Source organism: Halococcus hamelinensis 100A6 (assembly GCF_000336675.1).
In the GTDB taxonomy this organism is placed as follows: domain Archaea; phylum Halobacteriota; class Halobacteria; order Halobacteriales; family Halococcaceae; genus Halococcus; species Halococcus hamelinensis.
Genome location: NZ_AOMB01000043.1, coordinates 93586 through 110318 on the forward strand (window position 1 = coordinate 93586; position 16733 = coordinate 110318).

Genomic DNA, 16733 nt, shown 5'->3' on the forward strand with positions numbered 1-16733 from the left:
GTCGGCCCGCCGTCGTCCGGGCTGGCGGGCGTGTTCTCCTCGTTCTCGTCGCCGTCATCGGTAGTCGTTCGATCGCTCGTACCGGGAGGTGGTCCTCGGTACGAATACGCGCACGACCCGAAGGAAGATGGAAGAACGGAGCGGGAGACGATGGAGAACCGAAACGCCGGTCGCTTCGGTAGTCAGCCGAACATCTGCCGCATCACGGGATGCATCTCCATCAGCTGTTCCTCGGCGATCTCCTCGTAGAGCTTGTAGGTGATCGACACCGTGAGCAGGAGGCCGGTCCCCGAGACCAGCCCGATGGTGCCGAGCATGTTCGCGCCGACCGCGAGCACGCCCACGAGCGCCCCGCCGATCACCGTGACCTGCGGGATGTAGCGTTCGAGCACCTTCTCGATCACGCCGGGGTTCTGGCGGAAGCCCGGGATCTGCATCCCGGAGTTCTGGATCTGCTGGGCGGTGGATTCCGGACCCATGTCCGCGGTCTCGACCCAGAAGATCGCGAAGATCGCGCCGCCGACCACCATGAACGTGAGGTCGACGCCGACGCGAATGAGCACCTGCCAGACCTCGGCGCTCACGCTCCCGGCCCACCACTGCCAGTCCTGTGGCTGGTAGATCGGGGCGAGGTAGTAGAACAGCCCGCCCGTGGGCTGGCCCTGGCTCCCGTAGACACCGAGCCACGGCGGCAAGCCGATCTGGGAGTTGAGGATGCGCCCGATGAACTGGATGTTGGCCTGGAGCGCCCGCACGAGGATCATCGGCAGGACGCTCGCGTAGATGAGCTTCACCGGGAAGCGTCCCCGCGCGCCCTTGACGCGGGCGTGCGAGAGCGGGATCTCCACCCGGACGCTCTCGGCGTAGACGACCACCACGAAGATCAACACCGTGGTGAGGAGCGCGACGATCTGTCCGGGGCCGAAGAGGATCGTCTGGAGCCCGTCGGCCGTCAGCGGCGAGGCCTCGATCGACCCGGTGAGGATCCCGAACCAGCCGGCGAGGAGCTGTCCCTGCCCGAAGATCCCGAGCATCAGCTGCTCGCTGATACCCGCGATGATGAACAGCCCGATCCCCGAGCCGACGCCCCACTTCGAGACGACCTCGTCCATGAACAGGATGAGGACGCCGCCGACGAATATCTGGGCGAACAACACGAGCTGAACGCCGAGCGTACCGATACCGAGCGAGGCGGCCACGTCGCCGCTCGGGGGCAGAAAGCCCGAGAACACGATCGGGAGGCCGGTGATGCAGATCATCACCAGCACGAGGAACTTCTGGAGCCCCTGATAGAGCACCTGGTCGCGCGGGTCGTTGGTGTCGAGGCCGAGCAGGTTGGCACCGCCGAGGAGCTGGAGCACGATGCTCGCGGTCACGATCGGGCCGATCCCGAGCTGGAGGACCGTCCCCTGACTCAGCGCGAGGATCGACCCGAACTGGCCGAACGGGTTGCTCCCGGTGCCCTGTAGCCCGTACAGCGTGACGTTCGTCAGGAAGAAATACAGTACGAGCACGCCCGCGGTCCACGCGAGCTTGCGTCTGAACGGGATGTGGCCCTCGGGCTGTGTGACCGAGGGCATCCGCGTCAGAACCGGTTCGGCGGTCTCCTTCCAACCCATTTAACGGTTACTCGGACTCCGCGTTTGTAGCTTCTTCGTCCGAGTCCTCGTCGTCGTCCGCCTCCGCGTTGCGTTCCTCGCCGCGCTCGCTCAGGGTCGCTTCCCCGCCCGCGTCGGCGAGCAGGTCGCGCGCGCTCTCGGAGAACGCGTCGGCGGTCACGTCGAGCGACTGGCGGACCTGTCCGCCGCCGAGCACCTTCACCACGTCGGCGTCGTAGCCGTCCTCGACGATGTCGCGGGCGTCGAGCGCGAACCCGTCACCCGTCTCCTCGGCGAGGCCGTCGGCGGCGTAGAGCGCCGCGTCCTCGTCGAGTTCGCGGACGTCGACCGTCCGCACGTCCTCGGTGGTCTTCTCGGGCCGGCTGAAACCGTGCTTGCCGAGCGGCCCGTAGTTGTGCTTTTCGTGCTTGTCGCGTCCCGCACGACCGCGCCCGCCACGGTGGCCGGCCCCACGTCGGTTCTTGTGGGTGCCGCCGCTGTGGGTGCGCGAGCCGCGCTGGCGTCGTTTTTTGGAAGTCATCGTCGTGTGGTCACCGCATCGCGCTCAACAGCGCGTCGATCTCGTCCGAACTGTGCTTGCCGAGTTCGCCGCCCTCGGCGGTCGGGTGTTTCACGCCGTTGTGTCCGCCGCGCGGCGGGTGGAGCCGGAGCGAGGGCGAGAGCCCGGCGTCCTGAAGCGTGGTCTCCTCGGCGAGCAGCGCCTCCGCGAGCGCCGAGAGGTCGTCGTAGTCGGTGTTCTCGCCCACCCACTCGTCGTCGACGTCCTCGTCGCCCTCGGCGGGTTCGCCGCGGGTTTCGAGCACCGTCGCGAGCACGCCCGGGCTGGGTTCGCCGTAGGCCACGTAGTCGTTGACCTTCGTGATCATGCCCCGGTAGGTGTCCGTCTCGGGCACCAGCGTACAGTGGTTGGTGCTGTGCATGTTGAGCATCGAGAGGGTGTCCCGAACGCCCTGCTCCATGTTGACCTCGCCGCGGACCTGCACGAGCGCTTGCATCACTCGACCACCTCGCGTCGCTTCTCGCGGGCACGTTGTGGCATCCGGGACTGTGAACCGTTCCGGAGCGCGTTGTACGTCGCCTTCGCGAGGTTGACCGTCGTCCGGGTGTTGCCGTTCGACTTCGTCCAGGCGTCCTGGACGCCAGCGAGTTCGAGGATGTGCCGAACCGTCTCGGCGGCCGCGAGGCCGAGCCCCTGCGGAGCGGGGATGACCTCGACGGTGACCGAGCCGGCCTTGCCCTCGGTGCGGCGGGTCAGGGAGTTCACACCGCCCGCGCGGTCCTCCCACGAGCCCGAGCCGCGGTCGACGCTGATGATGTTGAGCTTCGCGACCTCGATGGCCTTCTGGATCGCCGAGCCGACCTGGTCGTCGCGGCCCTCGGCGTAGCCCACGTAGCCGTTCCGGTCGCCGATCACGACCACACACCGGAACTTCACCCGCCGACCGGAGTCGGTCATCCGCTGGACCATGTTGATGTCGAGGACCTCGTCCTCGAGCGAGAGCAACTGGTCGGTGATCTCCGGTTCCTTCAGGGGGAGCCCCGAGTTGAGGGCGTCCTCCATCGTGGTGATCTCCTCTTCGGCGACCAGTTTGCCGAGCCGCGTGCGCGGCTCCCAGCCGCGTCTACTCATCGTCGCCTCCGAGTTCGTGGTCGAATTCGTCCATGATGGTCTGTCGTGTCTCCTCGAAGTGCTCGGGGAGGTCGGTCGCGTCGAACTCGCCCGAGTAGAGCGGCTCGTCGCGTGATTCGGCGTAGTCGGCGATGTGCTCCCCGCTGGTGCGTTCCCAGTCGGCGAACACCGATTCGTTGTGCGGCACGTCGAGGCCGGCGTCGATCGCGCCCTCCTGCATCGCGAACAGCTTGTTGCCGGGCGTCGCGGTGTTGAGGCCGATGTCGAGCACCGCCTCGTTCACGCCGTTCCCCTTCGCGCGCAGTCCGGCGAGCAAGCCCGTGAGGTACGCGCTCGGGAGGTTCCCCGTGGGGGCCTCCCAGCCGAACTCGGCGAGGTCCGCCGAGTTCGCGCCCGCGTGCGTTTCGTCGCCGTCGGGACTGGGGCTCACCAGCTGCGCCCTGACGTGGCGATTGCTTTTCCGCGCAACCAGTCGGGGTTTGCCTGATTTCAACAGGCGCAACCGCTGATGGTAGTCCGTCCGGACCTCGCGCCGGCGGCGCATCGGTACGTTGTATCGTGGTCCTGTGGCCATTAGTCGTCCTCCGTTTCGATGTCGATGTCGTAGCTGTTCTCGGCGAAGGCAACGAGGCGCGCCACGCTGTCGAACTCGCCCCCACCCGCCTTGTCGTAGAGCGTGCGGTACTGGGTGCGGTCGAGCGTGCCGTCGGCTCGAAGCTCCTTCAGCCGGCGGCGCTGGGCGCGGATCCGCGAGACCCACGCGTCCTTTCGGTTCTGGCGCGCGCCGGCGGTCCCGCGTCGCGTGCCGGGGCCGCTGCGGTGGCCGGCGGCGCGCTGGGCGTCGCGTTCGCGCGCCCGACCGCGGGAGTTCGTCTTCGCGTTCTTCGATTCTATCGTGCCGTCGGCGACCAGCTCGCGGACGTCCTCGCGGGTGATCGCTTCCGCGATCTCGTCCTGGTTCTCGGGGTCGAACCAGACGCGGTTCTCCCCGACGTCGAGGACGTCGGCGGCGAGCCGGCGCTGTGCGCTGAGGTCACTCATCTGTTTCCACCTCGACTTCGACGTAGGTCGGGTTCAGTACCCGGATCCCGTCGCTCTCGGCCTGCTCTTCGATGCGTTCTCGCTTCCGACCGCCGACCGACGAACCGATCCGCACGGCCTGGGTGTCGCCGTCGACGCCCTCCAGGTCGTCGGTGTTCTCGACGCGGACCTCCTCGAACCCGCTGGGGTGGAGACCGCGAACGGCCTCGGTGGTGCGGTAGCCCGCCGAGACCTTCGCGCCCTTGCCCTTGATGCCGCGGCGCTGTTTCGAGAGCGTCCCGCGGGGTCGCCGCCACGAGGTCGAGACCCGCTTTTTCTTGTGGTGGTCCTGACGGTTGAACTGCGGCTTCGACTTCCGGCGACGCCGCGTGAGCAGCCGCCCGGTCTCGTCGTCGAGGTCGGGCGTCTTGTCCACGAGCCCGCGCGGTTCGAGTTCGGTCTCGACCGCTTCGTCCTCCGTGGCTTCGGTCTCGTCCTCGACCGCCGCCTCGGTCTCCTCCTCGACTTCGAGCCCGCCGACGTCGGCCTTGATCCGGGCCGCGAGCGCGTTGCCCACGCCCTCGACGGCGGTGAGGTCCGACTGTTCGGCCTCGCGGAGGTCCTCGACCGTCTCGAAGCCCGCCGCGCGCAGCGCCTCGGCCTTCTCCTCGCCGACACCGCTGACGTCGGCGAGGTCGTCGGGAGCCTCGTCGGACTCCTCGGCCTCGGCGGACTCGTCGTCCGCTTCCTCGTCGACGTCGAGGTCGTCGACGTCGGCCTTGATCCGGGCCGCGAGCGCGTCGCCGATGCCCTCGACCGCGGCGAGGTCGTCCTGGTCGGCGTCCTCGAGGTCCGCGACCGTCTCGTAGCCTGCGTCGACGAGCGCTTCGGCTTTCCCCTCGCCGACGCCGTCGACCTGGGTGAGCTCCTCAGCTGCCACCGGCGGTCACCTCCGCTCGCTTCGGTTTCTGGGTGATGTAGACCCCGTCCTGGAACACCCGGACGTCCTTGCCGCTGACGCGGGTGAGCTGTTCGATGTCCGCGGCGGTCTGGCCGACGTCGTCCTTGCTGGGACCCGAGAGCGTGAGCTGCTCGTCGTCGACGTCGACCTGGGTGTCGCCGTGGATCCTCGTGCGGCGCGGTGCGCGCTCGCCGAGGAAGTTCTGGATCACCACTTCACCGTCCTCGACACGCACCTGCATCGGGAAGTGCGAGTAGAACACTTCCATCTCGTAGGTCCAGCCCTCGCTGACACCGTGGAAGGCGTTCTGGATGTGGCTGGTGAACGTGCCGACGATGGCGTTGGTCTTCGCGTCCTCGGCGGCGGTCTCGATGACCACTTCGTCGCCGTCGACGTCGACGGAGACGTTCGGGTACCAGAGTCGCCGCGTGACGGAACCGTTCTCGCCGGAGATTGTGAGGTCGAAGCGCTCCGTCTCGGCGCTTGCCCCGTCCGGTATCGTGAATCGTTCTTCTGTCATTGGTCTAGTAGACGTAGGCGAGCACCTGCCCGCCGAGACCCTGTTCGCGGGCCTCGTAGTGGCTCATCACGCCGTGGCTCGTCGTGACGATCAGCGTGCCGTAATCCCGCGCTGGGAGGAACCGCTTCTCCCACTTCTCGTAGCCGTCGGCCCCGGTGGAGTACCGGGGCTTGACGACGCCACAGCGGTTGATGGCACCGTTGAGTTCGACCTCGAACGTCCCGGCCTTGCCGTCGTCGAGGAACTCGAAGCCGGAGATGTAGCCCCGGTCGTAGATGACTTCGAGCACCGAGCCGATGGTGTTCGAGGCGGGTCGGACGGTCAGATCGAGCTTCCCGACGCTCTCGGCGTTGTCGAGACCGCTGAGGGCGTCGGCGAGTGGATCGTTGTCGGTCATTGGTATTTCTCGAATCCCATGCCGCGGGCGATCTCGCGGAAGCACTGCCGGCAGAGCCAGATGTTGTACTTCCCGACGAGGCCCTGCTTGCGACCACACCGCTGGCAGGCCTCGAGCTGGCCCGTTCGCTTCCCCGTGTGCTCGCCCGTTTCGACGTCGTTCCCGCTATCGGTTTCGCTTTCGCTCATTGTACCTCCATGTCGTATTCGGCTTCGAGGAACGCCACCGCGTCCTCGGTGTCGAGCCGGTGACGGCTCGGCAGCTTCCGGGTGACCTTGGTTCGTTTCGCGACGCGCGATCCCGGTCGTGCGAGGTGAACGGTCACGTCGAGACCGTAGATCCCGATGTTCGGGTCGTACTCCTGGCTCGGGAACTCGGTGTGTTCCTCGATGCCGAAGCTGAAGTTGCCGGTCTGGTCGAACTGCGAGCGCGAGACCGCGGCGAGGTCGAGCGCGGTGTCGAGGAACGTCTCGGCGGACTCGCTCCGGAGGGTGACCTTCGCGCCGATCGGGTCGCCCTGCCGGATGCCGAACTCGGGCTCGGTGGCGTTCGCGCGCGTCCGGACGCCCTCCTGGCCCGTGATGGCCTCGAGGATCTCCTCGGCGTTCGCGAGCTCGCGCCCGCCCTGGCCGACGCCCATGTGGACGACGACCTTCTCGACGACGGGTTCGCGCATCTCGTGGAACTCGGCGGCTTCGCTCACTCGTCGTCACCTCCCTCGTCGGCTTCCTGCTCGTCCTCGCCGGTCGTGGTGACGGTCTCCTCGTCGTCCTCCTCGACGAAGTTCTCGTCGATGACGACCACGTAGTCGGCGATCGTCTCGAAGCCCTCGCCGTCGTCCTGGCTCACCAGGACGTTGTTCGGCGAGCTTCCAGGCGTGACCTGGATCTCGTCGATCTCGCCGATCTCGCCAGCGTGCTGCCCGCGGACGGCGGTCACCAGCGCGCCCTCCTCGTAGGGGAAGTGCGCGAGGATCTCGTTGTCGGTGTCGACGACGATCGAGTCGTTGCCGGCGTAGTCGCCCTCGTCGATCTCGAGGGTGCGACCGTCGTGGAGCGAGAGCTGCGTGTTGCCACCCGGCACCTGCCGCTTGCCCTCGATCTTGCCGAGCTTCGAGTCGGCGTCCGCGGCGTCGATCGGCGTGAGCGCCAGCCGGCCGCCCTCGTCGGGGAACACCCGGTAGTGCTCGTCGCGCTCGGCGAACTCGACGATGTCGAACATCCCGATCGGGCGCTGTTCGTCGCTGAGAGTCTCGTTGTTGACCAGCACGGAGCCCTGGTTCAGCGCGTAGCGCGCCTCTTTCCGGGAGTCGACGTAGCCGAGGACGTCCCGGAGCAGGATGAGGAGCGGAACCCCGTCCTCGCCGTGCGGGCCGGCGGTGGCCTTGACGGTGAAGGTGGCGGTCTTTCGCTCGACCGGCCAGGAGTTCGGCACCGAGAGCCGTTTCTGGTGCTTACTCATCGTCGTCGCCCTCCAGTCGGTCCTCGCGACGCGAGTCGTCGAGGGTGAGGTCCGTGATCCGGAGGTTGCTCGCGTCGAGCGAGCGCGGGACGTCCTCGCCGTCGGCGGTCTCGACGGTTATATCCTCGACGTCGACGGTCGTGGCCCGGAGGTCGACGCTCACGACCTCGCCCTCCTCGCCGGCGAAGTCCCCGCGCATGACCTCCACGGTGTCGCCCGCGTTGACGCGGGCGCTCCGTTTGCCGTACTCCTCGCGGAGGTCGCCCGAGAGCGTCGCACGGACCTGTCGGTGCTTCTCGTGGAGCGGCGCGCGCTCCGTTCGTGTGCGTTGTTTGTGTGGTTGTTTGCTCATTGCGATGTGGTTAGACGATCATCGTTGCCGCGCTCGCGATCGAGCCGAACCGTTCGGCGACCTCGCGCGCGATCGGCCCGCGGAGTTCCGTTCCACGGGGGTCCTCGTTCTCGTCGACGATGACCGCGGCGTTGTCCTCGAACTTGAGGCGGGTGCCGTCGGGTCGTCGGATCGGCTTTCGCTGGCGGATCACGACGGCCTCGAGCACCTGCCGGCGCATCTCGGGCGTCCCCTTCGTCACCGACACCGTGATCTTGTCGCCGATCCCGGCCTTCGGGTGGCGGTTCTTGGTGCCGTGATAGCCGGAGACGCTGATCACGCGGAGCTGGCGTGCGCCCGTGTTGTCGGCACACGTCACCAGCGAGCCCTTCTCGAGACCCTGCGTGACGTCGGCCGAGAGGGCTTCCATCAGGCCTCACCTCCGTCCTCGGCCTCGGCGACGCTCTCCTCGATGTCGCTCATCGCGGCCTCGCTCTCGGCGTCCGAGGGACCCGAGAGGCTGGCCGCGCCGAGGTCGCGGTCGGTGTCGATCCGGCCGACCACGACGTGGGATTTGGTCTTCGAGAGCGGGCGGGTCTCGGCGATCCGCACCGGCTCGCCCACCTCGATCTCGAGGCACTCGGGCGCGTGCGCGGGCGTCCGCGAGCGCCGTTTCATCGCTCGGTCGTACTTCGGAACCGCCACGTCGTATTCGCGTTCGACGACGGCCGATCTGTCCATGTCCGTCGAGACCACCACGCCGTCGACCGTCCCGCCGCGCACGGACAGCGTGCCGTGGAACGGACAGTTCGGGTCGTCGCAGGTCGCCTCGGGTTCGTCTACGTTGAGTCCTAACGCCATTTCGAATCACTGCTCAGTTCGGTCCGCCGTGCCGGCGGCGCGAGGAGTCGAGTCCCCTCGACGGTGACGAACGCCGAGTCGGTCTCGGACTCGCCCGTGAGGTCGAACTCGAAGGTCGCACCGGCCTTCGGCACCTGTTTCGTCCGCGTCGAGTCGGTCTCGACCCGGAGGGTGGATTTCGTCTCGCTCACGACACGACCCTGAGTCCCGACGAGCGACGGATCGTCGGCCGCCGCCACTCGCGCGGGAAGCCCGCAGAGTTCGTGTCGCGCGACCGTCTCCGGCGTCACCGCCATCACGCGGCCTCCTCGTCCTCGTTCTCGTCGAGGTCGCCTTCCTCGTTGCGGATGGTTTTGAGCCGTGCGATGGTGCGCTTGAGTTCCCCGATGCGGCCGGGGTCCTCGGGTGCGCCACCTGCCGCCTGGACAGCCCGAGAGTTGAGGAGTTCGGTTTCGAGCTCCTCGAGTTCGGCCTCGCGCTCGGCCGGCGTCATGTCGCGGATCTCCGCGGCGTAGAGGATCGCCATCAGTTCTCCGCCTCCACGAGGTCCTCGGCACCCTGCTTGATGCGCTCGGCGAACGCCGCGCCGATGCCCTCGGCCTCGGCGAGGTCGTCCTCGCTCGCGGCCTGGACGTCCTCGACCGACTCGAAGCCGGCCTCGCGGAGCGCGTCGGCTTTCGCGTCGCCGACGCCGTCGATCGCGGTCAGCCCTTCGACCGACTCCATCTCGTCGAGGAGCGCCTCGGCGTCGGCCTCGGTCTCCTCGGAGAGGTCGTCGTCGACGTCGGGCTCGGCCGCCGAATCGGGGGGCGAGGTCTCGGCCGCGCCCTCCTCGGTCTCGACGGCCTCCTCGATGACCTCCTCCTCGGCGAGGTCGTCGGTCTCGGGGGCCTCCTCGCCGGTGAGTTCGAACTCCTCCTCGGAGTCGGACTCCTCGGGGCCCGCGACGGGTTCGCCCTCGCCCTCGTCGAGCAGGGCGTCGACCTCGTCGCCGGACTCGATGTCCTCGGGCACGAGGTCGGAGACATCGACGTCCTCGCGGATGCGGAAGTCGTCGGGGAGCTCGGCGTTCGGCGGGATGATCCGCACCGTGACGCCGATCGTCCCGAGCTTCATCACCGCGACGCCGTTGCCGCGGTCGACGATGTCCTTCGAGGGCTCGCCGTTGTGCTTGATGTAGCCCCGGTTGAACTTCTCGTCGCGCGAGCGCGCGCCCGTCACCTTCCCGTTGAGGGTGATCTCCGCACCGCGTGCGCCCGCGTCCATGATCCGGTCGATCGTGGTGTGGCCGGCCTTCCGGAAGTACCAGCCGCGTTCGAGGGCGTTCGCCAGCCGGTCGGCGACGATCTGGGCGTTGAGGTCGGGTTCGTCGACCTCCTGGACGTCGATCTGGGGGTCGTCGAGGTCGAAGCGCTCTTCGAGCTCGGTGGTGACCTTCCGGATGTTCTTGCCACCCTTGCCGATCACCATACCGGGTTTCTCGGCCCGCAGGACGATCTGGGTGCCCATCGGGGTCTTGGCGAGTTCCATCCCGCCGTAGCCCGCTCGCCCCAGCTCCTCGGCGAAGAACTCGTCGATCTGGGTGCGCTGCATCCCGTCCTCGATGAACTGCTGTTCGGTCGCCATCAGTTCTCGACCTCCCGGTCTTCGACGATCATCTCGACGTCGACCTCGGGGGTGTTCCAGGCGGTCGCCCGCCCCATCGCGCGGGGTTTGCGACCCTGGGACTCGCCGACCTTGTGGGCGGCGACGTGGCTGATGACCATCGCGTCGGGCTCGAAGCCGCCGTGTTCGGCGTTCGCGCCGACGTTTTCGAGCAGGTCGAGGAAGGCCCCGGAGGCCTTCTCGGGGTAGCGACCCGCGTCCCAGCCGTCGACGTCGCTCCGGTGGCCGACACCGGTGTTGTGCGACCGGAACGGGACCGATCGCGTGCCGTCGATGACGGCTTCGAGGTAGTCGCGGGCGTCCGCGATGGTCATCCCCTTGATCTCCCGGGCGATCTCCTTGCTGTGCTTGTGGCTCATGTGGCGCTCCCGGAGCATGGCTTTCGCCGTCTTCTCCGGGTCCGCGTCCACGCTGTAGCTGATTCCCATTGTGTTAGTTCCCCATCATTTGAGCGGTACGAACTTCGAGGACCGCGTCGCCCCGATGCCCGCCTGACCGTGTTCGACCGACGTCCGGGTGAGCTGGAACTCGCCCAGGTAGTGGCCGAGCATCTCGGGCTCGATGCGGACCCGCTCGAAGTCCTCGCCGTTGTGGATCGCGAAGGTCTTGCCGACGAACGCCGGGAGCACCGGCATGTCGCGCAGGTGCGTCCGGATCGGGTCGTTCGCGGTGGTCTCGTCGTCGGCCTCGCGGGCCTTCTCGAGGAGCTTCTCCTTCTCGACCGAGAGACCGCGCTCGATGCTGCGGCGCTTGCGCGCGGGCAGCAGCTCGGCGACCTCGTCGAGCTCCATCGCGTTCAGTTCCTCCATCGTGTGGCCGCGGTAGGTGAACTCGCCCTCACGGCCGGTTCTGTAATCAGAACTCATGGTCTACTTCCTCCCGGTTCGCCGCGAGGCGATGTCGCCGACCTTCCGGCCGGGTGGTGCGTCCCGCGAGATGCTCTTCGGCTGGCCGGGGTGCTGGCGGCCACCGCCACCGAACGGGTGGTCGGCGGCGTTCATCGCCACACCGCTCACACGGGGGTACTTCGTCCCGCGCGAGCGCATCTTGTGGTGTTTGTTCCCCGCCTTCACGAACGGCTTCTCCGTCCGGCCGCCGCCCGCGACCACGCCGATCGTGGCGCGACACTGCGGGCTGAGGCGTTTGATCTCGTCGCTCGGCAGCTCGACCACCGCGGCGTGGCGGTCGTGGGTGATCAGCTGGGCGTTCACGCCCGACGACCGCGCGAACTTCCCGCCGTCGCCGGGGTGGCTCTCGACGTTGCAGACCGGGATCCCCTCGGGGATCTCGGCGAGCGGGAGCGTGTTGCCGGGTTTGATCTCGGCGGTGACTCCAACCTGGAGCTCCTCGCCGACGCCGATGCCCTCCGGCGCGAGCACCAGCCGTCTGTCGCCATCGTCGAACTCGACGGCGGCGATCGGCGCGCTCCGGGCGGGGTCGTGTTCGATGTCGACCACCGTGCCCGAGACGACGTCGTCGCCCTCGACGGTCGGGTGGGAGAGTTCGGCCTTGTATCGGTGTGACGGCGCGCGGAACGTCGGCGTCCCGCGACCACGCCGCTGACCCTGGATCCGTCGTCCCATCTCAGAACACCCCCAGCCGCGAGGCGACGTCCTGTGCGTCGTCGTCCTCACTGAGCGTGACGGTCGCCTTCTTCTGTCCCCGCGGCGTGACCTGCGTGGTCACCTTCGTGATGGCGACGTCGAACTGCTCTTCGAGGTCCGACTTGACGTCGGCCTTGGTGGCGTCGGTCGCCACCACGAACTGGAGCTTGTTTCGGTAGTCCATCTCGTTCATCGCCTTCTCGGTGACGTAGGGGTATTTCATGACACTCATCGCGTCTCACCTCGGGTGAGACCGATGTGGCCGAAGCGCGCGACGCGTGCTTCGAGCCTCATCGGTCGGCCACCTCCTCGATGGCACTCTCGGTCCAGATCGTCAGCCGGCCCGCCTGCGTGCCGGGCGCGAGGTCCTCCGCGTTGACCTCCTGCGCGGTGGCGACGTCGGCCCCGGCGAGGTTGCGCGCCGCGCGCGAGGGCTCGTCGCTCGTGACGAACAGGATGGATTTGGCTCGTTTGTACTTCCGGCCACGGGTCGTCCCGCGGCCCGCCCGCACCGTCCGGTCCTCGGCGCGCTCGATGTCGCCGGCGACCCCGAGCGCGTCGAGGAGGTCGGCGACCTCGCGGGTCTTCTCGAACTCCTCGAACTCGTCGCTCACGACGAGCGGGAGGTCGCCCTCGAAGACGTGCCCGCGTTCCTCGACCAGTTCGGGGTCGGCCGTGGCCGCGATGGCGCTCTGGGTCGCGAGCTTTCGCTCCTTCGTGTTGACCTTCTGCGAACGGTCCTGTTCTTCCTTCGGCGGGTGTGCCGCGCGACCGCTGACGGCCTGGGGGACGCGCCGCGCCTGCCCGTTCGACTGGGGGACGTGGGCCATCCCGCGGCCGCTCCCCATCGATTCGGCGGGCGTGCGCATCCCGGCGTAGTCGTCGGCCCCGTGGGCCTGCGACCGGTTGGCCTGGGCGGCGCGCACCGACCGCGCGATGAGGTCGGGGCGGTACGGCGTCTCGAAGACCTCGGGGAGGTCGACCTCGCCCGCGTCCTCGCCGTCGGTGTCGAATTTGGTTACACTCATTGTCCTTGGTTGGAGGCCGTCGAGACGTACCGGACCTCGGGGTCGAGGCGCGGCTGGTCTCCGGGTCGGATCGCCGGTCGGAAGCGAACGAGTCGCTGGTCCGGACCGGGAAGCGATCCCTTCACGAGCGCGTAGGGGCCGTCGACCTCGCCGTAGCCGACGAAGCCACCTTCGGCGCTGGCGTCGTCGCCGTCGCCCACGCTCACGAGGCGCTTGTTGAGCTCCGTCCGCTGGTGGTAGCCCATCTGCCCCTGCTGGGGGACCGTCGAGCGCACGCGCGAGGGGTTCCACGGGCCGAGGTTGCCGATGCGACGCCGCCACCCCTGACGGGCGTGTTTGCCCTTGCGTTTCTGGACGCCCCAGCGCTTGACGGGGCCCTGGGTGCCCTTGCCCTTCGTGACGCCGGCCGCGTCCATGTACTCGCCGGGGCGGAACACTTCGGTCATGTTGTGTTCGCCGCCGCCGGCGATGAGGTCGAGACCGAACTCGACGCGCTCGGTGACGTCGCCACCGCCGATCCGGGTCTCCATCACGTCGGGTTTCTTCTTCGGGATGTTCGCCATCCCGCCCGGAACGGTGTGGGTGATGGCGCGGATCTCCGAGACGTCGCCGTCCTGGACGGCCTCCTCGAACGCCTCGGGGTCGGATTCGCCGTCCGGGACGTCGAGCGCTCTGTCTAGGTCCGCGTGGAACTCGTCGGTCCACGTCTCGGTGAGCGGGCGAAGTCCGTAGGGGGTCTGTTCGTAGGCTCGCAGGGCGACCGCGCGCATCGGGGGCGTCTCCACGACGGTGACAGGGACCGTCTGTTCCATCCCCTCGCGTGGCGAGTTCGCCGCGTCGTCGATCATCACGACGTGGCTCATACCGGCCTTGTAGCCGGCAAAGCCCTGCAGCCCGGGCTGTCCGTCGTCGTCGGGCCACGACCCGAAGCGCGCGACCTCGCTGCTCGCGCGCTTTCGCGGGCTGTAGCCCATCGAGCCTTTTCGTGGTCTGTTTGGTTGTACCATCTTGTGTGTTCCCTCTGTTACGGCAGGGTCAGGCAGGCGAGGGTCGCGAACACGGCCTCTTCCGTGCGGACCACCTCGCTGCCCTGGTTCGGAACCGTGTTGAGCCAGCGGTCGAACCCGCCGTTCGGTTCGGCGCTCGTCACCGACTCGACGTCGATGCCGAGCATCGCCGGCAGCCCTCGTTCGGGGGCCCCGAAGGCGACTGTCAGGTCGCCGCCGGGCCCGCCGGCCAGTGCTCCGAGTCCGTCCGCCGTCAGCGCCTCGCCGTGGCGCGACGTGGCGACCCGGAGCCCGGCATCCTCACGGCCGAGCGCCGCCGGGAGGTCCGTGCGGTCGACGGCGAACCCGGGTGCGGGTTCGTCGACGATCCGTGCGCGGACCGGTTCTCGCGAAGATATCCTGACGGTCACGCGTTCCCCCTCGCCGACCTCCACTCCGGGAGGCACGACGAGCGAGACCGGGTGTTGCAGTCCGCAATTGACCCGAACGCGCCCATCAGGGCCGACCTCGGTCACGATTCCCTGTCTTAACGACCCCGAACTCTGTGGTCCGGAGCCGGTCCGTGGGACGGGGCGAAGCGGCGGCAGGACACCGACGTACTCCAATTCCTCGCGCGTGCCCCAGGCCTCCTTTCGGAGGTAGGGGGCCGTCGCGGCGTACGCGAGTACCGTGGCGACGAATCCGCCACCCCATCGTCGGTTCCCGCCGTCGTCCGGAAAGACCGTGACGCGGTCGACCCGGAAGACGGTGGCCGCACGAGCCACGAGGCCGACCTTGTGGGTCGCCTCGCGTTTGTCGCTCGCCTCCCGACAGAGGGATGACGGCACGAGTACGCTACGTGTCATGCCGGCGCTTTCGCGCCGTGCCACTAGACTGTGGCGCTTTTACCGTATTGGGTCGTAAAAGGATAGCGCTTCGGCGGGCGCGTGCGCCGCGTTCACAGGGCGCGACGAAGCCCGTGTGGTGGGTTCTCCGTCCGGGGATTCGATTTCGATTCGGAACGCTTTTACCTTCCAGCGGGATACTGAGAGTGCAGGGCGCTGGTAGTGTAGTGGTATCACGTGACCTTGCCATGGTCACAACCCGAGTTCAAATCTCGGCCAGCGCACTTCTCTCGACGCAACTCCACGAGCGCTCGCTTCGTGATGGTGACGGCGACGTTGTAACGGTAGATTATAGCCGACATACGCTATTAGAGCCACGAGCGACAGCAGATGGCACCGCTCAGTAGGTTCCCAATTCGACCCGCATCGTGGGAAAACGGCCCCATTCTCGGAGCGTTTACAGAGGTTTAGCCACTATCTCACCTATGGACGTGGACGCAGAGGACGGCCGTGTCTATCTCCCGAAACACCTCCGGGAGAAGTTCGGCGACCGGTTCGAGCTCGTCGACCGCGGTGACCGGCTCGTACTTATCCCCGTCGACGAGGACCCACTGGCCGCGCTCCGCGAGGAGTTCCGCAACGTAGACGCTTCCGCCGAGGAGCTAAAACAGGGGGCACTAGACGAGGCGCTCGACGAGGCCGGCCCGTGATCTACGTCGAGGGGGATTTCCTGCTCGCGCTCATCAAGGAAGACGACTGGCTCGGAGAGCGGGCCGCGACACTTTACGAGAAACATCGCGAGGAGCTATGGACCTCGCAGTACGCCCTGCTCGAACTCATGCTGGTCGCCTACCGCGAGGACAGAAACGTCGAACGGGTCGTCGTGAACGCGAGTCGGCTGGTCGACGTTCGTGGCGACGTCGAAACCATCCTCGCGGCGGCGAGCCACGTCGAGGAACACGGACTCACGCCGCTCGATGCGCTCCATCTCGTGTCCGCCGGCGACGACGCGATCCTTTCGAGCGACTCGGCATACGACCCGTTCTCGGAGCGCGTCCGATTAGAAGAGTGACCGAGGTCGAAAGCGATCGGTGTTGTTCAGATGACCTCCGTCTCGATCTCGTCCAGTCCCTCGAAATCGGGATCGCCCGAAAACAGCGTTTCACAGCCGGTCATCATCGCAAGCGCGAGATGGATCGCATCGGCGTAGGATAGCTCGCGCTCGCCGCGCTGGTAGTACTTCTCGCGGAGCCGTGCGGCGGTCAGCGCGGCGTCGGCGGTGATCGGCACCACCTCCAGCTCCTCGAATCGCTGGATGGTTCCGACCACTCGTTCGGCGCGTTCCGCATCGAACTTCTCGCCGATACGGTAGCGGACCTCCATCAGAACCGTCGTCGCGACCACTCCACCCCGTTCGGGGATCCGTTCGAGCACCGCCTCGGCGTCGCGCCAGCGGTCGTCCGCGGCGAAGAACTCGATCCAGACCCACGAGTCGACGAATATCACTCGACGCTGCTCCAGCGCCGCTTCGATTCGCGTTGCATGGCTTCGATGTCGGTCTCGGTGAACTCGACCTCGTCACGGAGTTCCCGGAGTTCGTCGAGCGGCGCGTCCTCCTTCCGGAGTCGAACCGTGCCGTCCTCCGCGACCTCGAAGGAGACTCTCTCGCCCCGTTCGAGGTCCAGCCGGTCGCGGACCGCCTTCGGGATGGTTATCTGCCCCTTGCTCGTGACGGTCGCCTCGTGGACACTCATCTCGTACTCGTTTTCGTCGTCACGGAGCATCAATATTCTCCTTACTCGAAG

The 16733-nt window shown here is 67.6% G+C and carries 29 protein-coding genes and 1 tRNA gene; 3 read left to right on the forward strand and 27 right to left on the reverse strand.

Annotated elements, in window-relative coordinates; all coding sequences use genetic code 11:
* Positions 1–182: 182 nt before the first annotated feature.
* The 25 genes from secY to C447_RS16335 are packed head-to-tail and all read right to left on the reverse strand — an operon-like array spanning position 183 to position 14949.
* Positions 183–1619: a preprotein translocase subunit SecY gene (gene secY / locus C447_RS16215; protein WP_007695828.1), complete on the reverse strand. Its 1437-nt coding sequence runs from the start codon at positions 1617–1619 to the stop codon at positions 183–185.
* A gap of 7 nt (positions 1620–1626) precedes the next feature.
* Entirely contained in the window at positions 1627–2139 is a 513-nt protein-coding gene (locus tag C447_RS16220; protein WP_007695830.1) for an uL15m family ribosomal protein, read from the reverse strand.
* 10 nt (positions 2140–2149) lie between these two features.
* Positions 2150–2614, reverse strand: coding sequence for a 50S ribosomal protein L30 (gene rpmD / locus C447_RS16225; RefSeq protein WP_007695831.1), 465 nt, complete (start codon positions 2612–2614; stop codon positions 2150–2152).
* Entirely contained in the window at positions 2614–3249 is a 636-nt protein-coding gene (locus tag C447_RS16230; protein ID WP_007695832.1) for a 30S ribosomal protein S5, read from the reverse strand. Before C447_RS16230 ends, rpmD begins: the two co-directional genes overlap by 1 nt.
* Complete coding sequence (locus C447_RS16235; protein ID WP_079255092.1) at positions 3242–3823, reverse strand: 50S ribosomal protein L18; 582 nt, start codon at positions 3821–3823, stop codon at positions 3242–3244. Before C447_RS16235 ends, C447_RS16230 begins: the two co-directional genes overlap by 8 nt.
* On the reverse strand, positions 3823–4290 hold the full coding sequence (locus C447_RS16240) for a 50S ribosomal protein L19e (RefSeq protein ID WP_007695834.1): 468 nt from the start codon (positions 4288–4290) through the stop codon (positions 3823–3825). The genes C447_RS16235 and C447_RS16240 overlap by 1 nt, the downstream gene beginning before the upstream one ends.
* On the reverse strand, positions 4283–5209 hold the full coding sequence (locus tag C447_RS16245) for a 50S ribosomal protein L32e (protein ID WP_007695835.1): 927 nt from the start codon (positions 5207–5209) through the stop codon (positions 4283–4285). The genes C447_RS16240 and C447_RS16245 overlap by 8 nt, the downstream gene beginning before the upstream one ends.
* The gene (locus C447_RS16250; RefSeq protein ID WP_007695836.1) at positions 5199–5750 is read right to left on the reverse strand and encodes a 50S ribosomal protein L6; all 552 of its coding nucleotides are present in this window, start codon (positions 5748–5750) and stop codon (positions 5199–5201) included. Before C447_RS16250 ends, C447_RS16245 begins: the two co-directional genes overlap by 11 nt.
* A gap of 4 nt (positions 5751–5754) precedes the next feature.
* On the reverse strand, positions 5755–6147 hold the full coding sequence (locus C447_RS16255; protein ID WP_007695837.1) for a 30S ribosomal protein S8: 393 nt from the start codon (positions 6145–6147) through the stop codon (positions 5755–5757).
* On the reverse strand, positions 6144–6335 hold the full coding sequence (locus tag C447_RS16260) for a 30S ribosomal protein S14 (protein ID WP_007695838.1): 192 nt from the start codon (positions 6333–6335) through the stop codon (positions 6144–6146). Before C447_RS16260 ends, C447_RS16255 begins: the two co-directional genes overlap by 4 nt.
* On the reverse strand, positions 6332–6850 hold the full coding sequence (locus C447_RS16265; protein ID WP_007695839.1) for a 50S ribosomal protein L5: 519 nt from the start codon (positions 6848–6850) through the stop codon (positions 6332–6334). The genes C447_RS16260 and C447_RS16265 overlap by 4 nt, the downstream gene beginning before the upstream one ends.
* Positions 6847–7608 (reverse strand): 30S ribosomal protein S4e, encoded by a 762-nt coding sequence (locus C447_RS16270; protein WP_007695841.1) that lies wholly within the window; start codon positions 7606–7608, stop codon positions 6847–6849. The genes C447_RS16265 and C447_RS16270 overlap by 4 nt, the downstream gene beginning before the upstream one ends.
* On the reverse strand, positions 7601–7960 hold the full coding sequence (gene rplX, locus C447_RS16275) for a 50S ribosomal protein L24 (protein WP_007695842.1): 360 nt from the start codon (positions 7958–7960) through the stop codon (positions 7601–7603). The genes C447_RS16270 and rplX overlap by 8 nt, the downstream gene beginning before the upstream one ends.
* Positions 7961–7970: 10 nt before the next feature.
* Positions 7971–8369 (reverse strand): 50S ribosomal protein L14, encoded by a 399-nt coding sequence (locus C447_RS16280; RefSeq protein ID WP_007695844.1) that lies wholly within the window; start codon positions 8367–8369, stop codon positions 7971–7973.
* On the reverse strand, positions 8369–8800 hold the full coding sequence (locus C447_RS16285; RefSeq protein WP_007695846.1) for a 30S ribosomal protein S17: 432 nt from the start codon (positions 8798–8800) through the stop codon (positions 8369–8371). Before C447_RS16285 ends, C447_RS16280 begins: the two co-directional genes overlap by 1 nt.
* Entirely contained in the window at positions 8791–9096 is a 306-nt protein-coding gene (locus C447_RS16290) for a ribonuclease P protein component 1 (protein ID WP_007695848.1), read from the reverse strand. Before C447_RS16290 ends, C447_RS16285 begins: the two co-directional genes overlap by 10 nt.
* A complete protein-coding gene (rpmC, locus tag C447_RS16295) occupies positions 9096–9326 on the reverse strand; it encodes a 50S ribosomal protein L29 (RefSeq protein WP_007695850.1) in 231 nt (76 codons plus the stop codon). The genes C447_RS16290 and rpmC overlap by 1 nt, the downstream gene beginning before the upstream one ends.
* The gene (locus C447_RS16300) at positions 9326–10426 is read right to left on the reverse strand and encodes a 30S ribosomal protein S3 (RefSeq protein WP_007695852.1); all 1101 of its coding nucleotides are present in this window, start codon (positions 10424–10426) and stop codon (positions 9326–9328) included. Before C447_RS16300 ends, rpmC begins: the two co-directional genes overlap by 1 nt.
* The gene (locus tag C447_RS16305; protein WP_007695853.1) at positions 10426–10893 is read right to left on the reverse strand and encodes a 50S ribosomal protein L22; all 468 of its coding nucleotides are present in this window, start codon (positions 10891–10893) and stop codon (positions 10426–10428) included. Before C447_RS16305 ends, C447_RS16300 begins: the two co-directional genes overlap by 1 nt.
* Positions 10894–10908: 15 nt before the next feature.
* A complete protein-coding gene (locus tag C447_RS16310; protein WP_007695855.1) occupies positions 10909–11331 on the reverse strand; it encodes a 30S ribosomal protein S19 in 423 nt (140 codons plus the stop codon).
* Positions 11332–11334: 3 nt separating this feature from the next.
* Entirely contained in the window at positions 11335–12048 is a 714-nt protein-coding gene (locus tag C447_RS16315; protein WP_007695858.1) for a 50S ribosomal protein L2, read from the reverse strand.
* Between the two features lies 1 nt (position 12049).
* Positions 12050–12301 (reverse strand): 50S ribosomal protein L23, encoded by a 252-nt coding sequence (locus tag C447_RS16320; RefSeq protein ID WP_007695859.1) that lies wholly within the window; start codon positions 12299–12301, stop codon positions 12050–12052.
* A 58-nt stretch (positions 12302–12359) separates the two neighbouring features.
* Positions 12360–13097: a 50S ribosomal protein L4 gene (gene rpl4p / locus C447_RS16325; protein ID WP_007695861.1), complete on the reverse strand. Its 738-nt coding sequence runs from the start codon at positions 13095–13097 to the stop codon at positions 12360–12362.
* Positions 13094–14104, reverse strand: coding sequence for a 50S ribosomal protein L3 (locus C447_RS16330; RefSeq protein WP_007695863.1), 1011 nt, complete (start codon positions 14102–14104; stop codon positions 13094–13096). Before C447_RS16330 ends, rpl4p begins: the two co-directional genes overlap by 4 nt.
* A gap of 17 nt (positions 14105–14121) precedes the next feature.
* Entirely contained in the window at positions 14122–14949 is an 828-nt protein-coding gene (locus tag C447_RS16335) for a putative RNA uridine N3 methyltransferase (protein WP_007695865.1), read from the reverse strand.
* Positions 14950–15141: 192 nt separating this feature from the next.
* On the opposite strand from C447_RS16335, the gene C447_RS16340 reads away from it, so the two are divergent.
* The 3 genes from C447_RS16340 (at position 15142) to C447_RS16350 (ending at position 16000) form a co-directional block, all read left to right on the forward strand.
* Positions 15142–15212 (forward strand) — tRNA-Gly (locus C447_RS16340).
* A 201-nt stretch (positions 15213–15413) separates the two neighbouring features.
* Positions 15414–15638 carry an AbrB/MazE/SpoVT family DNA-binding domain-containing protein gene (locus tag C447_RS16345; protein WP_007695866.1) on the forward strand — a complete coding sequence of 75 codons (225 nt, stop codon included), beginning with the start codon at positions 15414–15416 and terminating at the stop codon, positions 15636–15638.
* Positions 15638–16000, forward strand: a complete 363-nt coding sequence (locus C447_RS16350; RefSeq protein WP_029602017.1) for a PIN domain-containing protein — start codon at positions 15638–15640, stop codon at positions 15998–16000. Before C447_RS16345 ends, C447_RS16350 begins: the two co-directional genes overlap by 1 nt.
* 26 nt (positions 16001–16026) lie before the next feature.
* Here C447_RS16350 and C447_RS16355 read toward each other — a convergent pair whose 3' ends face one another.
* Complete coding sequence (locus tag C447_RS16355; protein WP_007695871.1) at positions 16027–16434, reverse strand: type II toxin-antitoxin system VapC family toxin; 408 nt, start codon at positions 16432–16434, stop codon at positions 16027–16029.
* Complete coding sequence (locus C447_RS16360) at positions 16431–16712, reverse strand: AbrB/MazE/SpoVT family DNA-binding domain-containing protein (RefSeq protein WP_007695874.1); 282 nt, start codon at positions 16710–16712, stop codon at positions 16431–16433. Before C447_RS16360 ends, C447_RS16355 begins: the two co-directional genes overlap by 4 nt.
* Between the last annotated feature and the right edge of the window lie 21 nt (positions 16713–16733).

Bases quoted from the DNA above. Each gene is read 5' to 3' on its own strand.
- rpmC (WP_007695850.1), bottom strand. From the start codon at position 9,326: ATGGCGATCCTCTACGCCGCGGAGATCCGCGACATGACGCCGGCCGAG.
- C447_RS16290 (WP_007695848.1), bottom strand. From the start codon at position 9,096: ATGGCGGTGACGCCGGAGACGGTCGCGCGACACGAACTCTGCGGGCTT.
- C447_RS16285 (WP_007695846.1), bottom strand. From the start codon at position 8,800: ATGGCGTTAGGACTCAACGTAGACGAACCCGAGGCGACCTGCGACGAC.
- C447_RS16315 (WP_007695858.1), bottom strand. From the start codon at position 12,048: ATGGGACGACGGATCCAGGGTCAGCGGCGTGGTCGCGGGACGCCGACG.
- C447_RS16220 (WP_007695830.1), bottom strand. From the start codon at position 2,139: ATGACTTCCAAAAAACGACGCCAGCGCGGCTCGCGCACCCACAGCGGC.
- C447_RS16260 (WP_007695838.1), bottom strand. From the start codon at position 6,335: ATGAGCGAAAGCGAAACCGATAGCGGGAACGACGTCGAAACGGGCGAG.
- C447_RS16255 (WP_007695837.1), bottom strand. From the start codon at position 6,147: ATGACCGACAACGATCCACTCGCCGACGCCCTCAGCGGTCTCGACAAC.
- secY (WP_007695828.1), bottom strand. From the start codon at position 1,619: ATGGGTTGGAAGGAGACCGCCGAACCGGTTCTGACGCGGATGCCCTCG.
- C447_RS16310 (WP_007695855.1), bottom strand. From the start codon at position 11,331: ATGAGTTCTGATTACAGAACCGGCCGTGAGGGCGAGTTCACCTACCGC.
- rpl4p (WP_007695861.1), bottom strand. From the start codon at position 13,097: ATGAGTGTAACCAAATTCGACACCGACGGCGAGGACGCGGGCGAGGTC.
- C447_RS16360 (WP_007695874.1), bottom strand. From the start codon at position 16,712: ATGCTCCGTGACGACGAAAACGAGTACGAGATGAGTGTCCACGAGGCG.
- C447_RS16335 (WP_007695865.1), bottom strand. From the start codon at position 14,949: ATGACACGTAGCGTACTCGTGCCGTCATCCCTCTGTCGGGAGGCGAGC.
- C447_RS16330 (WP_007695863.1), bottom strand. From the start codon at position 14,104: ATGGTACAACCAAACAGACCACGAAAAGGCTCGATGGGCTACAGCCCG.
- C447_RS16320 (WP_007695859.1), bottom strand. From the start codon at position 12,301: ATGAGTGTCATGAAATACCCCTACGTCACCGAGAAGGCGATGAACGAG.
- C447_RS16250 (WP_007695836.1), bottom strand. From the start codon at position 5,750: ATGACAGAAGAACGATTCACGATACCGGACGGGGCAAGCGCCGAGACG.
- C447_RS16240 (WP_007695834.1), bottom strand. From the start codon at position 4,290: ATGAGTGACCTCAGCGCACAGCGCCGGCTCGCCGCCGACGTCCTCGAC.
- C447_RS16280 (WP_007695844.1), bottom strand. From the start codon at position 8,369: ATGGAAGCCCTCTCGGCCGACGTCACGCAGGGTCTCGAGAAGGGCTCG.
- C447_RS16300 (WP_007695852.1), bottom strand. From the start codon at position 10,426: ATGGCGACCGAACAGCAGTTCATCGAGGACGGGATGCAGCGCACCCAG.
- C447_RS16270 (WP_007695841.1), bottom strand. From the start codon at position 7,608: ATGAGTAAGCACCAGAAACGGCTCTCGGTGCCGAACTCCTGGCCGGTC.
- C447_RS16345 (WP_007695866.1), top strand. From the start codon at position 15,414: ATGGACGTGGACGCAGAGGACGGCCGTGTCTATCTCCCGAAACACCTC.
- C447_RS16305 (WP_007695853.1), bottom strand. From the start codon at position 10,893: ATGGGAATCAGCTACAGCGTGGACGCGGACCCGGAGAAGACGGCGAAA.
- C447_RS16230 (WP_007695832.1), bottom strand. From the start codon at position 3,249: ATGAGTAGACGCGGCTGGGAGCCGCGCACGCGGCTCGGCAAACTGGTC.
- rpmD (WP_007695831.1), bottom strand. From the start codon at position 2,614: ATGCAAGCGCTCGTGCAGGTCCGCGGCGAGGTCAACATGGAGCAGGGC.
- C447_RS16235 (WP_079255092.1), bottom strand. From the start codon at position 3,823: ATGGCCACAGGACCACGATACAACGTACCGATGCGCCGCCGGCGCGAG.
- rplX (WP_007695842.1), bottom strand. From the start codon at position 7,960: ATGAGCAAACAACCACACAAACAACGCACACGAACGGAGCGCGCGCCG.